General features: G+C 63.3%; 15 protein-coding genes. 5 read left to right on the top strand and 10 right to left on the bottom strand.

What is annotated here, in order from left to right; genetic code table 11:
* Nucleotides 1-121 precede the first annotated feature (121 nt).
* The 3 genes from DT068_RS08150 to panB form a co-directional block, all read right to left on the bottom strand.
* Complete coding sequence (locus tag DT068_RS08150) at nt 122-781, bottom strand: tetratricopeptide repeat protein (protein WP_162914059.1); 660 nt, start codon at nt 779-781, stop codon at nt 122-124.
* A gap of 114 nt (nt 782-895) precedes the next feature.
* The gene (locus tag DT068_RS08145) at nt 896-2260 is read right to left on the bottom strand and encodes a multicopper oxidase family protein (protein WP_119389276.1); all 1365 of its coding nucleotides are present in this window, start codon (nt 2258-2260) and stop codon (nt 896-898) included.
* A 40-nt stretch (nt 2261-2300) separates the two neighbouring features.
* On the bottom strand, nt 2301-3119 hold the full coding sequence (gene panB, locus DT068_RS08140) for a 3-methyl-2-oxobutanoate hydroxymethyltransferase (protein ID WP_119389275.1): 819 nt from the start codon (nt 3117-3119) through the stop codon (nt 2301-2303).
* A gap of 187 nt (nt 3120-3306) precedes the next feature.
* On the opposite strand from panB, the gene msrB reads away from it, so the two are divergent.
* Together msrB and msrA are read left to right on the top strand one after the other, a co-directional pair.
* Nucleotides 3307-3765: a peptide-methionine (R)-S-oxide reductase MsrB gene (gene msrB, locus DT068_RS08135; RefSeq protein WP_368904539.1), complete on the top strand. Its 459-nt coding sequence runs from the start codon at nt 3307-3309 to the stop codon at nt 3763-3765.
* On the top strand, nt 3762-4274 hold the full coding sequence (msrA, locus tag DT068_RS08130; protein ID WP_119389274.1) for a peptide-methionine (S)-S-oxide reductase MsrA: 513 nt from the start codon (nt 3762-3764) through the stop codon (nt 4272-4274). Before msrB ends, msrA begins: the two co-directional genes overlap by 4 nt.
* Before the next feature lie 41 nt (nt 4275-4315).
* Here the strand turns inward: msrA and DT068_RS08125 are convergent, their stop codons facing one another.
* From DT068_RS08125 to DT068_RS08105, 5 genes are all read right to left on the bottom strand, one after another.
* Nucleotides 4316-4861, bottom strand: coding sequence for an NnrU family protein (locus DT068_RS08125; protein ID WP_368904538.1), 546 nt, complete (start codon nt 4859-4861; stop codon nt 4316-4318).
* Between the two features lie 11 nt (nt 4862-4872).
* Complete coding sequence (locus tag DT068_RS08120) at nt 4873-5448, bottom strand: NnrU family protein (RefSeq protein WP_119389272.1); 576 nt, start codon at nt 5446-5448, stop codon at nt 4873-4875.
* Between the two features lie 63 nt (nt 5449-5511).
* Nucleotides 5512-5814: a hypothetical protein gene (locus tag DT068_RS08115; RefSeq protein WP_162914058.1), complete on the bottom strand. Its 303-nt coding sequence runs from the start codon at nt 5812-5814 to the stop codon at nt 5512-5514.
* Between the two features lie 95 nt (nt 5815-5909).
* Entirely contained in the window at nt 5910-6233 is a 324-nt protein-coding gene (locus tag DT068_RS08110) for a hypothetical protein (protein ID WP_162914057.1), read from the bottom strand.
* A gap of 35 nt (nt 6234-6268) precedes the next feature.
* Nucleotides 6269-6598, bottom strand: coding sequence for a hypothetical protein (locus DT068_RS08105; protein ID WP_119389269.1), 330 nt, complete (start codon nt 6596-6598; stop codon nt 6269-6271).
* Nucleotides 6599-6861: 263 nt separating this feature from the next.
* Here DT068_RS08105 and DT068_RS08100 point away from each other — a divergent pair, with 263 nt between their 5' ends.
* A complete protein-coding gene (locus tag DT068_RS08100) occupies nt 6862-7662 on the top strand; it encodes a class I SAM-dependent methyltransferase (protein WP_119389268.1) in 801 nt (266 codons plus the stop codon).
* Between the two features lie 54 nt (nt 7663-7716).
* Here the strand turns inward: DT068_RS08100 and DT068_RS08095 are convergent, their stop codons facing one another.
* The gene (locus DT068_RS08095) at nt 7717-8481 is read right to left on the bottom strand and encodes an SDR family oxidoreductase (protein WP_119389267.1); all 765 of its coding nucleotides are present in this window, start codon (nt 8479-8481) and stop codon (nt 7717-7719) included.
* Nucleotides 8482-8591: 110 nt separating this feature from the next.
* Nucleotides 8592-9119 (bottom strand): hypothetical protein, encoded by a 528-nt coding sequence (locus DT068_RS08090; protein WP_162914056.1) that lies wholly within the window; start codon nt 9117-9119, stop codon nt 8592-8594.
* A gap of 95 nt (nt 9120-9214) precedes the next feature.
* Between DT068_RS08090 and DT068_RS08085 the strand changes: the two genes are divergently transcribed.
* Nucleotides 9215-10582 carry a 3' terminal RNA ribose 2'-O-methyltransferase Hen1 gene (locus DT068_RS08085; protein WP_119389265.1) on the top strand — a complete coding sequence of 456 codons (1368 nt, stop codon included), beginning with the start codon at nt 9215-9217 and terminating at the stop codon, nt 10580-10582.
* Entirely contained in the window at nt 10579-13155 is a 2577-nt protein-coding gene (locus DT068_RS08080) for a polynucleotide kinase-phosphatase (RefSeq protein WP_119389264.1), read from the top strand. Before DT068_RS08085 ends, DT068_RS08080 begins: the two co-directional genes overlap by 4 nt.
* Nucleotides 13156-13163 lie beyond the last annotated feature (8 nt).

The following is a 13163-nucleotide window of genomic DNA, read 5'->3' as shown; positions in this document are numbered from 1 at the left end:
TCGGGATCATGCTTTTCCTTCCGCATGATCTGATCCGAAAAGTCGAGCAACTTTTCGGGATCATGCTTTTCCTTCCGCATGATCTGATCCGAAAAGTCGAGCAACTTTTCGGGATCATTCTCTATTTTTTCGCGCTCAAGAGCGGTGTCAGCACTTCCAGCAGCGTCTGGGCGCGCTGGCGCAGTTCCAAGGCTACGCCTTGATCGGCAATGATTGCGTTAAGATAGCGGTTCGCCATGGTGTAGTCGCCGGTGCGGTAGGCCGACAGCGCGAAGATCTCGCGCGCAAGCCCGCGCCAGGGGCTCTGCTCGTTGTCGAACGAGCCGAGCCTGGTGATGAGTTCGGCCGGGGCCAGCTTATCGACGAGCGCATAGCCCGCCCGCAGCCTGGCCAGGTCGCGGATCGATTGCTCGTTGTTCTGGTCGTTGGCGATGGCGTCATAGAGGGCAACACCTTCATCGGTCTTGCCGGCTGCCGTGAGCGCCGCCGCCTGGCGCAGGCTCGCAAGCTTGGCGTAGCCCTTGTGCTCGATCGCGGCAAAGGCGGCATCGGCATCCGCCGTCTTGCCCTCACCCTGGAGCTTGACCCCCTCGGTGAAGACGCGGGCGGCCGTTTCAGACTGGCTCAGCTGCCAATACTGCCAGCCCTTGAAACCCCCGACGCCGAGCACGATGGCCACTGCCAAGGCCGTGAAATAATTGCCATATTGAGCCCAGAGCTTCTTGGCCTGGTCTTGGCGGACTTCCTCGTCCACTTCTCTGAACAGCGATTCATCGCTCACTTTTGGGGGCTCCCGAATGACGGCTTTAAGGCTTTGATGAAGCTGCTAATTTAGCCAAACGGCCAAATCAAGGCAAATCGACCTCGCCGGCCCTGGCCGGCATTCCCGGCGAGATCAGCCGGTAACCTCGAAGGAGGTGATGAGGCCGGAATCGACCCGTTCCGCAATGGTGCTCTGGATGCCCCATTTGCCGGGATTATCGGCCACGAAGCCCAGCTTAACCTGCTTTTCGGCCGGGATCACCATCGTGTCGCGGAAAGGCTGCGGCTGCTCGTCGATGACCTGCCAGACATGGCCATGGATATGGAGCGGCTGGTCGAATTTGGTCCGGTTGTCGACCGCGAGGATCACCGTCTCGCCCCGCGCGAAGGTGGCCCAGGGGTCGGCTCCCAGGCCCGCCGTCCCATTGATGGCCCAGGCCATGCCTCTTTCGAGAAGGGACCTGAGGTCGAGCCTCTCGCCATCGAAGACCGCCCCCGTCATGCCGCCCTTCTCGCCACCTTCGAGAAGGAAGGGAACGGTCTTCGCCGCAGCCATGTCGAGACTGGCGGAAACCGGATTGGGCGGCAGGGCGAAATTATCGGGAAGTTCCGTTTTGACGGCGGGACCTTTGCGCTCGAGATAGGCCGCTTCGATGATGTCTTCGAACAAGTTGACGGCAAGCGTGATGCTTTCTTCGCCCTCCTCCACCAGGAGATCGCTTCTCTGCCCCGGCGCCAGGACAAGGCCCGAAGCACCCAGCTGGCGGGGTGGCACCGGCTGGCCATCCTCGGCGATCACCAGCGGATCGGCGCCCTTGACCAGCAGGGACATGGTGCGGACATTGGCGGCGTTGAGGACACGCAGGCGCACGAGCCCTGCGGGCATGTCGATCTTCGGGCGGTAGCTGCCATTGACCGTGAACCAGTTGCCGAGGCGTCCTTGCGCAATGGCGTCTTCGAGGTTGCCGAATGTGTCGGCCTCGATCTGGCCGTCATCGGTGAGCCGCCAGTCGTCGAAGACCAGCGTCGTGTCGGCGAGTCTGGTGAACGGCTCCTTTTCCTCGACCACCACCATCGCATAGAGTCCCATCTCGCGTTGCCGCGACACATCGGCGACCGGCGACAGCCAGAAGGTTCCGGCATCGGGGGCAGCGAAGACGCAGTCGAAGGCATTGTCCACGCCCGGCGCCACGCTGATGCTCATCATGCCGGAGGGGCCGCGGATGCCGTACCAATGCAATGCGACCGGCCTGTCGAGCTCATTGAGGAAACGCAGCTTGAGTTCCTCACCCTGGCGGGCGCGCAGCACCGGGGGCGGCCATTCACCGGACAGGCTTTCGAGCCGCGCCGCCGGACGGTCGCCCTCCATGAGCTTCGCTGCAACCGGACGCATCGTCAGGACGGTGAAGCCGTCTTCCGCCGTCTGGGCGAAAAGCCGACCAGGGAGCGCGGCAAAGGCAGCACCGCTTGCGACAAAGGAGCGCCGTGAGAGGATCATCGATCTCCCCCTTTACGATTCGGCACTCCTTATAGCAGGTTCAGTCCTTGATCTCGTAGGTATTCGCCGGCGCCGGGAAGCTCCGTGCACGGACTTCCGTCGCATAGGAGCTGATCGCCTTTTCAATGGCCTTGCCGACTTCACCGAATTCGCGCACGAACTTCGGAACGCGCGGCGACAGGCCCAGCATGTCTTCCATCACGAGGATTTGACCGTCGCATTGGGCCGAGGCGCCAATGCCGATGGTCGGGATCGGTATGGCCTTGGTGAGCTTCGCCGCCAAGGGCTCGACCAGCGCCTCGAGGACGACGGCGAAGGCGCCGGCTTCGGCCACCACCCGCGCATCCTCCTCGATCTCGGCCCACTGGTCACGCTTGCGACCTTGCGTCTTGAAGCCGCCCAGCACATTGATCGATTGCGGTGTCAGCCCGATATGCGCCATCACCGGAATGCCGCGCTCGGTGAGGAAGCGGATGGTTTCGCCCATGCGCCGGCCCCCTTCGAGCTTGATGCCGCCGCATTGGGTTTCCTTGATGATGCGCGCCGCGTTCTGGAAGGCCTGCGCCGGGCTCTCCTCATAGGATCCGAAGGGCATGTCAACGACGACGAGCGCCCGCTTGGCGCCCCGCATCACGGCGCGGCCATGCATGATCATCAGCTCGAGAGGCACCGGCAGGGTCGATTCAAAGCCGTGCATCACCATGCCCAGCGTGTCGCCAACCAGCAGGAAGTCGCAGTATTTATCGGCGATGGCCGCGGTATGGGCATGATAGGAGGTGAGCGCGACGATCGGCTCCCTGCCCTTGCGGGCGGTGATGTCGGGCGCGGTGAGGCGTTTCTGGTCGCTATGCAGTGACATAGCGGGGAACCTATCCCGCTCGGCTGCCTTGGGCAACCTGTTGATTTTGCACATCTGGTCCATGGTAAAGCCGCTTTCTGGCCGGCAGGGCGCGCATGGTGCATATGCTGTAACGAAGTGCCGGGGATCGACGAAAGAGCCGTCGAACCCCATATTAAGGCCCGAACTTCGGACATGGAGGACAATCTTGAAAACCTATAAGAAGACCAAGGAAGCCCTTTCCAGCCTGACGCCCGAGCAGTTTCGGGTCACCCAGAACAGCGGCACCGAACGCCCCTTCGCCAATGAATTCTGGGATCACAAGGAGCCCGGCCTCTATGTGGATATCGTCTCTGGCGAGCCGCTCTTCACCTCGCTCGACAAGTTCGACAGCGGCTGCGGCTGGCCGAGCTTTACGACGCCGGTCGATGCCGGCAATGTGGTCGAGAACCGGGACCTGAGCCACGGCATGATCAGGACCGAGGTTCGCTCGGCGCATGGCGACAGCCATCTGGGCCATGTCTTTCCCGATGGCCCGCGCGACGCCGGAGGCCTGCGCTACTGCATAAACTCGGCGGCGCTGCGCTTCATCCGGGTGGATGAGCTGGAAGCCGAGGGCTATGGCGACTATGCCAAGCTGTTTTCAAAGGAAGGAGCCCGCGCATGAGTGCCACGACTGAACGTGCCATCCTGGCGGGCGGCTGCTTCTGGGGCATGCAGGATCTCCTGCGCCGCTATCCGGGTGTTCTCTCCACGCGCGTCGGCTATTCGGGAGGTGACGTAAAGAACGCCACCTATCGCAATCACGGCAGCCACGCCGAGGCGATCGAGATCATCTTCGATCCCGCCAAGATCAGCTTCCGCGCGCTTCTGGAATTCTTCTTCCAGATCCATGACCCGTCGACATGGAACCGGCAGGGCAATGACATGGGTGCCAGCTATCGCTCGGCAATCTTCTACACGTCCGAGGAGCAGCGCAAAGTGGCGGAAGACACGATCGCCGATGTGAATGCATCGGGCCTGTGGCCAGGCAAGGTCGTCACCGAGCTCGCCCCTGTCGGCGATTTCTGGGAGGCGGAAGCCATGCACCAGGATTATCTGGAGCGCTATCCGAATGGCTATACCTGCCATTTCGTCCGCCCGAACTGGAAACTGCCGAAGCGGAACGCGGCTTGAGCAACTGAACCAGGTGCCCGCATCGGGCACCTGGATGTCGATCACAGCGACAAGGTCACCACCGGCACGCCCGTGAACAGCGGGTGGAGTTGCGCCACGACGCCATAGAGAGCGACGCCGATGACCAGCGAGATCACGTCATGGCCCTCGCGCACGATCGGCGACGGGCGCACGTCATTGACGACGCCGAGCGCCATATGCGCAAGCGCATAGACGAGCATGCCGCCGAAGAGGATGAGGCTTGCGCCATCGCCATTGGCGAGCAAATGGCCGACCGCCCAGAAGGCGACGGCCAGAGCCAGGGGAAAACGCAGCTTCTGGCGCCATGAGCCGCGAAACAGAAAAATCCCGAAACAGAGAAATGCCGGAAGGACCAGGACGAAGGTGGCGATCCTGCCCCAGGATGGCGCGTCATAGACGGGACTGAAGGGCGCCGTCCGCCAGCCCATGATGATGAGAACCAGCGGCAAGAGCGAGAGCAGGCCGAAGCCCGGCCCATAGAATTTGCCGAACCGCTGACGCCCTGCTTCGCGCAGGTGCGGGACAGCGAGGGTCAGGTGGCTGGCGGCAAAGAGGACTACGCCCAAGGCAAGCAGGATCATGTGAGGACGGGAACTTTGAACACGTAAGGATGGATGACGAAAAGGAAGACGAGATAGAGGATCACGCCGATGATCACGGCTCTGATATCCGACTTCACCTGCGGCTCATGCTGCGGAACCAGGCCTCTCGCCGTCGACAGGATGATGTCGAGCACGGCGAGCACCAGGATCGAGCCGAAGAGATACACATCCGGCCGCTCGCCATTGGCAAGAAGATGGGCAAGAGCCCACAGGCCGAAACCGATTGACATCGGCTGCTTCAGCCACAGTTTCAGATAACCCTTGCCATGCGAAGCGCCGATGAAGATGAAGGCCAGGAGCACCAGCCCCATCGCGGCATGGCGCGTCCAGGGAGCAGGTGTGTAGAGATAGTCGTCGGGCTCGAGCATGCCGCGCGTCGTATAGAAGCCATAGATCATGAGGCCGAGGCCGATGACGGAGACGAGCGAGAACAGGCCTTTATAAGGCCCTTCGCCCAGGCGCGCGAGCAGCCGATCGCGCGGCCCGCGCAACAGCATGGCCAACAGATGGGTGCCGATGAATATGACGATGCCGATGATGAGCAGGCTCATGATGGTTCCTCGCGAATGCTGGGTAATGTGGCCTGGTATGTCTTCCTGGTCTGCGCCGGCGGATCAGCGGCCGTAATAACGGCAACGCCAGCCTTTGCTGGTCCAACTGAGCATCAAGGTCGTGGCGTCGAACTGCTCGCGGCACAATTCATAGGCCTCGCTGCGCGACATCGCCTTGCGGCCCTTCTTGCCCTCACCCAGGCATATTGCCGTGGCACTGTCCGCGCTATTGATCACCTTGATGGGCGAGCGGCTGTAAAGGGTCGAGCAGGCCCAGGCCTGATCGTTCAACTTGGGATCCCAGTCGCGCGCCTCTGCCTCGCGCGTCGCGAAGGACAGTCCGGCGCAGAACGCCATGGCTGCCATGAACGCCGCTACGCGGCGGTGATTCTCTTGCCGTGTCATGGTCCGGCAAGTGTGCCACCAAACGCCCCCGGGGTGAAGTAGCGCCGCCGGACGTCTCAGTAGCGCCCGTAATAGAGGCAATGCCAGCGCTTGCCCTTCTTCTGGACGACGACGGTCGTGGCGCTGAATTTCCTCTTGCACCACTCGAAGACTTCCTTGCGGCTTGCCTCTGCGCCCGGCCCTTCCTGGCACACGATCTGCCCGTTCTTCTTGATGACGACACCGGTAATGTCCTTGCCGTAATGCGACCGGCAAATGGCCATGGCCTGTTTGTGCGATGGCCGCGCCGCCTCGGCAGGTGCCGGCATGTGGATCAGTGCCAGCAAGGAAAGCATGCCGGCAAATGTCGAAACAAGCACTGCTGCTCTGGTTACGGTCATGGGAATCTCTACCATGGGAAAAGTTGGTCAGTGACCTAGAAGCTGGTGCGCGGCTTATAGCGGCAAACCCAGCCACTCTTCTTCTTTTGAAGCATGATGGTTGTCGGACCAAATTTCTTCCGGCAACTCTCATAGGCCTCGGCGCGCGTCATCTCGCGCCTCACTTGCCACTGGCAGGTGAGCGTCCCGTTCTTGTTGACAATCACATTCGTAACCTTCTTGCCGTATTTGGCGCGGCAGGCGGCCATAGCCTGCTGGTGCGTGGGCTTCGCCGCCTCGGCGGGCGCCTGGATATCGCCGGCAACGAAGAGCAAGAGAAAAAGACAGGCGCCGAGCCGGATGCCCGCCGTCCAGAGCGATGACATGAAATCCCCCGGTTGTAGTTTACCAACGCCACAGTAGCGGGTCGGAAAGCTGCCGCAAGAGAAAAGGTTAACGCGGCGACGAGAAAATAAACCGAAACAATATCAATGTCTTATGCTCGCACCTGCGTCATTGCATTCCCAGGCAAAGACGGATTTCTCAATAATGCGCGCCGCCAAAAGAAAGAGTTCCCCTCGCCCATCAATATCGTATAGGTTGCGCCGCATTGGGCGCCCAATTCTCTTTCAAACTCACAAGGTGGAAGATGACTCAGACTGCCCAATTCGACGCCTGGAGCGCCGGCCAGAATTACGAACATTTCATGGGACGCTGGAGCCGCCAGATGGCGGCGAAGTTCGTTGCCTGGCTTGTGCCGCCGCGCCGCGCCAGCTGGCTCGAGGTCGGCTGCGGCACCGGCGCACTCACGGCAACTGTCCTCGCCGGCTGCAATCCGAAATCGATCCTGGCCACGGATCCCTCCAAAGACTTTATCGCCTATGCACATGCGCAGGCGAACGACAAACGGGTGCGCTTCGAAGTGGCGGACGGCCAGCAATTGCCGGCATCCAATGCCGATTTCGATGTGGTCGCCTCCGCTCTCGTTCTCAATTTCATTCCCGACAAGGCCAGGGCGCTTTCCGAGATGAAACGCGTGCTCAGGCCGAAAGGTCTCCTCTCCTTCTATGTCTGGGATTATCCGGGGGGCGGCATGGGGTTCATCGATGCCTTCTGGAAGGCTGCCGCCGCGATCGATCCCGGGGCCCGGGCGCTCGATGAAGGCACGCGCTTTCCGTTCTGCACGCGCCCCGGACTGGCCCAGCTCTGCGCCGATGCCGGCCTGCCGGCGCCGGTCATCGATGCGCTCGAGATCGAAACCGCCTTTCCGGATTTCGAATCCTTCTGGCGGCCCTTCACCCTGGGTGCGGGGCCGGCACCCGGCTATTGCGCGAAGCTGCCGGAGGAGGAGCGCAACCGCCTCAAGGCCAAGCTCGCCGAGATCGTCGGTGGCGATGGTCCCATCAATCTTGTCGGGCGCGCCTGGGCGGTGAAGACGACCTTGCCGTGATGCGATGCGGTGGCGCAATGAGAGAACAGGATGTGAAGGCGATCGTTATTCCAGCTATGTCCGGTTGATCGACACGCCGCCATCGACCATGAGCGCCGAGCCCGTCATGAAGCTCGATGCATCGGAGGCGAGAAACAGCGCCGAGCGGGCAATTTCCTCAGGCTCGGCGAGGCGCTTCAGCGCATGCAGTCCCTCGACGAAGCTCCTGATCTCGGGCGTGTTGATGACGCTGCGGCCCATCGGCGTATCGGTGCCGCCGGGCAGCAGCGCATTGGCCCTGATCCCTTGGGCGCCGAACTCCGCGGCGATGACCTGCATCAGTCCAACCAGGCCGGCCTTGCCCGCCGCATAGGCGCCAAGATTGGGAAAGCCCACCGTGTGGCCGACAAAGGTCGAGGTGAAGATGAGCGAGCCGCCGCCCCGCTCGAGCATCGCCGGAACCTGATATTTCGCCGCCAGGAAGGCGCTGGTTAGGTTGGTGTCGATCGTCTCGCGCCAGCCGGCGACACTTATTTCCGGGACCGGCACCATCTCTCCCATCGTGCCGGCATTGTTGAAGGCGATGTCGAGGCCGCCAAATTCTTCGCAGGCCTTGTCGACCAGCTTGCGGGCAACCTCTTCGCTCTTTACATCGCCGGCGACCGGGACGGCCACGCCACCGGCGCGCGTGATCTCATCGGCGGTTGCTGCGAGCTCCGCTTTACCCCGCGCACAGAGAACAAGCCGTGCTCCTTCCGCGGCAAAGAGCCTGGCAGCAGCACGGCCTATTCCCGAACTTGCACCTGTGATGATAGCGATCTTGTCGGCGAGAGATGGCATGAGAGGAGTCCTTCATTGAATGATGCTCCTTCCTGATCCCTCAGCCGGCGCAACGCAGCCCGTTTCATGCGCGGCAAAAATGAAAGGATGCCTATAATTGCGAGACGACGCTATCGGGCCCGTTTCGCGGCGAAGGTCTGCTGCACGCGCCAGCCATTTCCCGTCCACAGCTCATTGCGCCAGGCGAAGGACTCCGCCCCGATATCGGCGAAGGACCAGCGCATGCGCGGCACCTCGCCTTGCGTCGTCTCGAGCACCACCTCATCGCCGATCCGGCGCGCGATGAAAGTCCGCACCACATGATGCATCGGCCCGATCCAGGTCGATTGCCACGCCTCGATCGCCGGATCATAGAATCTGAGGCTGGTGCCATATTCATAGAGATCTGCGCTCCCGCCACGCTCCGCCCGCGGCGGCACGATCCAGATATCCTGGATGCCCCTGCCCTCGAGTATCCATGAGAAGTGCCATTCGCCGCGCTCCTCGCGGCTGAGCCTGCCCGCCTCGTCGAACCAGGAGACCACGAGATCCCAATCGCCGATGAAGGGCGAGAAGATGCGCTGTCCGGCCGGTATGTCGGGATGCGCGTTTTCGGCCGACAACGCCGCGAGGAACTGTGCCGTGGATGGAAGTGTCATCGTCTTTCGTCCCTGAACTTACCCTGGTCCGGTATAGCGGCAAAGACTGCGGACTTCACGCTGGATAAACTTCCGGTGCTCGGCTATCTGACGGCATGTTTCTGTCGATCGCCACCACGCACCGGCCGGCCACCGATCTGGGCTTTCTGCTCCACAAGCATCCCGACCGGCTGCATGAAGTCGAGCTCACCTTCGGCAAGGCCTGGATATTCTATCCCGAGGCCCGTGAGGAGCGTTGCGAAGCGGCCCTCGTTCTCGACATCGATCCCATCGGGCTGGTGCGCGGCAAGGGCCAGGGCGACGGCCTCCTCGATCACTATGTGAATGACCGGCCCTATGCGGCGTCCTCCTTCCTCTCGGTAGCCTTCAACAAGGCCTTCCGTACCGCCATGGCCGGCACCTGCGCCGTGCGGCAGGATCTTGCCGACAGCGCCATCCCGCTCGAGGCGGTGATCACGCCTGTGCCGATGCGGGGCGGCGAGGCCCTGGTGCGCCAGCTCTTCGAGCCCCTGGGCTGGAACATCGTCGTCGAAACCCTCGGGCCTGCGCAGAAACTCTATGCCCGGCTGAAACTTGCAGGCTCAGCGCGGCTCAGCACCTTGCTGACCCATCTCTATGTCCTGATCCCCGTTCTCGACGACACCAAGCATTACTGGGTCGGCGAGGATGAGATCGACAAATTGCTGAAGCGCGGCGAAGGCTGGCTCGACAGCCACCCGGCCAAGGACCTGATCGTCAGGCGGTATCTGCGCCATCGCGGCATCCTGGCGCGTGCGGCGCTCGAAAGGCTGGCGCCGCAGACGCAGGACGAGGCGGTCGAGCCCGAGGTCAAGACGGCGCCCGAGGAGACGCTCGAAGCCCCGATCCGGCTGCATGACGCGCGCCTCGAAGCGGTCACCGCGGCATTGCGGGCCATAGGTCCCAAGAGCGTGGTCGATCTGGGCTGCGGCGAAGGCAAATTGCTGCAGCGTCTGGTGCGCGAAAGCTGGGCGCGCCAGTTGATCGGCCTCGATCCGGCCATCCATGCGCTCGAACGTGCTTCACGGCGGCTCAAGCTCCAGCAGCCAGGCGGACCGCCGGAAGGCCGCATCGCGCTCATCCATGGTTCTCTCACCTATCGCGACGAGCGCTGGGCGGGCGCCGACGCGGCAGCCCTGGTGGAAGTCATCGAGCATCTCGATCCCGACCGCCTGCCGTTGATGGAGCGCATCGTGTTCGGCGAAGCGCGGCCGAGGACGGTGATCGTGACGACACCCAATGCCGACTATAATGCGCTCTTCCCGACGCTCGCTGCCGGCGCCTTCCGCCATCCTGACCATCGCTTTGAATGGACGCGCGCCGAATTCGGGGCCTGGGCGGACCGGATCGCTTCGGCTTACGGCTATCAGCCGGCGCTCAGCTTCATCGGCCCGGAAGATGCGCAATTGGGCGCGCCCTCGCAGATGGCGGTGTTCAGCCGATGAGGAACAGCGACCATCATATCGAGATTCCCGATTTCTCCCTGATCGTGCTCATCGGCTCGTCGGGATCGGGCAAATCGACCTTTGCAAGCAAGCATTTCCGGCCGACCGAGGTGATCTCGTCCGATCATTGCCGTGGCCTGGTCAGTGACGATGAGAATGATCAGAGCATCAGCGGCGATGCCTTCGACCTGGTGCGCGAGATCGCCGGCAAGCGGCTGAAGAACCGCCGGCTGGCGGTCATCGACGCCACCAATGTGCGCGCCGCCGACCGCAAGGGCTGGATCGAGCTGGCGCGCCGATGGCATGCCCTGCCGGTCGCCATCGTGATCGATCCCGGCATCGACATCTGCATCGAGCGCAACCGGACGCGGCCGGACCGGCCGTTCGGCGGCGAAGTGGTGCGCCGGATGGTCTCGGAAATACGCCGCGGCCTGCGCGGCCTCGAGCGCGAAGGCTTCCGGCAGGTGTGGAAACTCTCAAGCGCCGAAGCCGTGGAAGCTGCCACGCTGGCGCGCGTGCCGCTGTGGACCGACAAGCGCACGGAGCATGGTCCCTTCGACGTCATCGGAGATGTCCATGGTTGCGCCGATGAGTTGCAGGCGCTTCTTGCCAAGCTCGGTTATGAGGTCGCCTGGACCGGCAGCGCTGGAGAACGACAGGTTGCCGTCACGCATCCGCAAGGGCGCAAGGTGGTCTTTGTCGGCGATCTCACCGACCGCGGCCCAAACTCGCCCGATGTCCTGCGCATCGCCACGAGCATGGTGGCGGCGGGCATCGCCCATGTCGTGCAGGGCAATCACGACCGCAAGCTCGAGCGCTGGCTGGCCGGCCGCGAGGTCGCGATCGCGCATGGCCTGCAGCAGACGATCGACCAATTGCAAAGCGAGAGCGAGAGCTTCCGCGCAGCCCTGCCCAAATTCCTCAACCAGTTGCGCAGCCATGTCTGGCTGGACCAGGGCCGGCTTGCCGTCGCGCATGCCGGGATCAAGGCCGAGATGATCGGGCGCGGGTCCGGCGCCGTGCGCGAATTCGCGCTGTTCGGCGAAACCACCGGCGAGATCGACGAGTTCGGCCTTCCGGTGCGGGCCGACTGGGCCGCCCACTATCGCGGCGACACCACGGTCGTCTATGGGCACACGCCGGTTCTCGCAGCCGAATGGGTAAACAATACGATCTGCATCGACACGGGCTGCGTCTTCGGCGGCAAGCTCACGGCGCTGCGCTGGCCGGAGAAGGAGCTGGTCGAGGTCGCGGCCGGAAAGGTCTGGTGCGAGCCCGTGCGTCCGCTCGCTGCGAAGACAGCGGATGCCTCGGCGCAGGCCGCTGCCGACCAGCTTCTCGATATCATGGATGTGACCGGCCGGCGCTGGATCGATACCGAGCTCAGGGGCCGCATCGTGGTGGCGGAAGAGAATGCCGCCGCGGCGCTCGAGGTCATGAGCCGCTTCACGCTCGCCCCGCAATGGCTCGCTTACCTGCCGCCGACCATGTCGCCGTCGGAGACCAGCCTCGCCGAAGGCTGGCTCGAACGCCCGGAAGAGGCCTTCGCCCATTTCCGCGAGCGCGGCGTGGTCGAGGTCGTGTGCGAGGAAAAGCATATGGGCTCGCGCGCCATCATCGCTTTGTGCAGATCTGCCGAAACTGCCCGGGCACGCTTTGGTGTAACGGGGAATGAAACCGGCGCGATCTGGACGCGCACCGGCCGCGCCTTCTTCAGCGACGGCCAGATGACCGAAGGCGTCCTCGCCCGCCTGCGCGGGGCGGCCGATACCTTGAGCCTGTGGGAGGAACTGGGCAGCGACTGGCTGCTGCTCGACGCCGAGATCATGCCCTGGTCGGCCAAGGCGAACAGCCTCATCGAAAGCCAGTATGCGCCGGTCGCCACCTCATCCGCCGAAGGCTTCGCCGCGGTGAACGAGGCCCTGGACCGGGCCAGCGCCCGCTCCGGCGATTTTGCCGTATTGCGCGAGCGCTTCGCCGGGCGTGCGGAGCGCGCCGCCCTCTATGGCAAGGCCTGGGCGCCCTATGTCTGGCCGGTCACGGGCATCGGCGATCTCAAGATCGCGCCCTTCCATCTTCTGGCGAGCGAAGGGCGCGTGTGGTTCGACGAGGATCACGTCTGGCATATGACGCTCGCCGACCGTCTCGCCGATGCGGATGCCGGCATCGTCACCCGAACGCAGTGGCGTGTCGTGGCGCTCGCCGATGAAAATGCTTGCGCCGATGCCGTCAGCTGGTGGGAAAGCCTCACCGGCGCGGGCGGCGAAGGCATGGTCGTCAAACCGCGCAACTTCGTCAGCCGCGGAACGAAGGGCCTGATCCAGCCCGCCCTCAAGGTGCGCGGCCGCGAATATCTGCGCATCATCTATGGTCCCGAATATGATGCGCCGGACAATCTCGTCCGGCTGCGCCAGCGCGGCCTTGGCGGCAAGCGGGCGCTTGCCTTGCGGGAATTCGCCCTTGGCCATGAGGCGTTGAAGCGCTTTGTCGCGCGCGAGCCGCTGCGCCGCATCCATGAATGCGTCTTCGCCGTGCTGGCGCTGGAAAGTGAGCCGATCGATCCCCGGCTGTGAGTTGGCCG

It is taken from the genome of Taklimakanibacter lacteus, assembly GCA_003576695.1.
GTDB lineage: Bacteria > Pseudomonadota > Alphaproteobacteria > Rhizobiales > Aestuariivirgaceae > Taklimakanibacter > Taklimakanibacter lacteus.
This window is presented reverse-complemented; position numbering and strand designations above follow the sequence as displayed.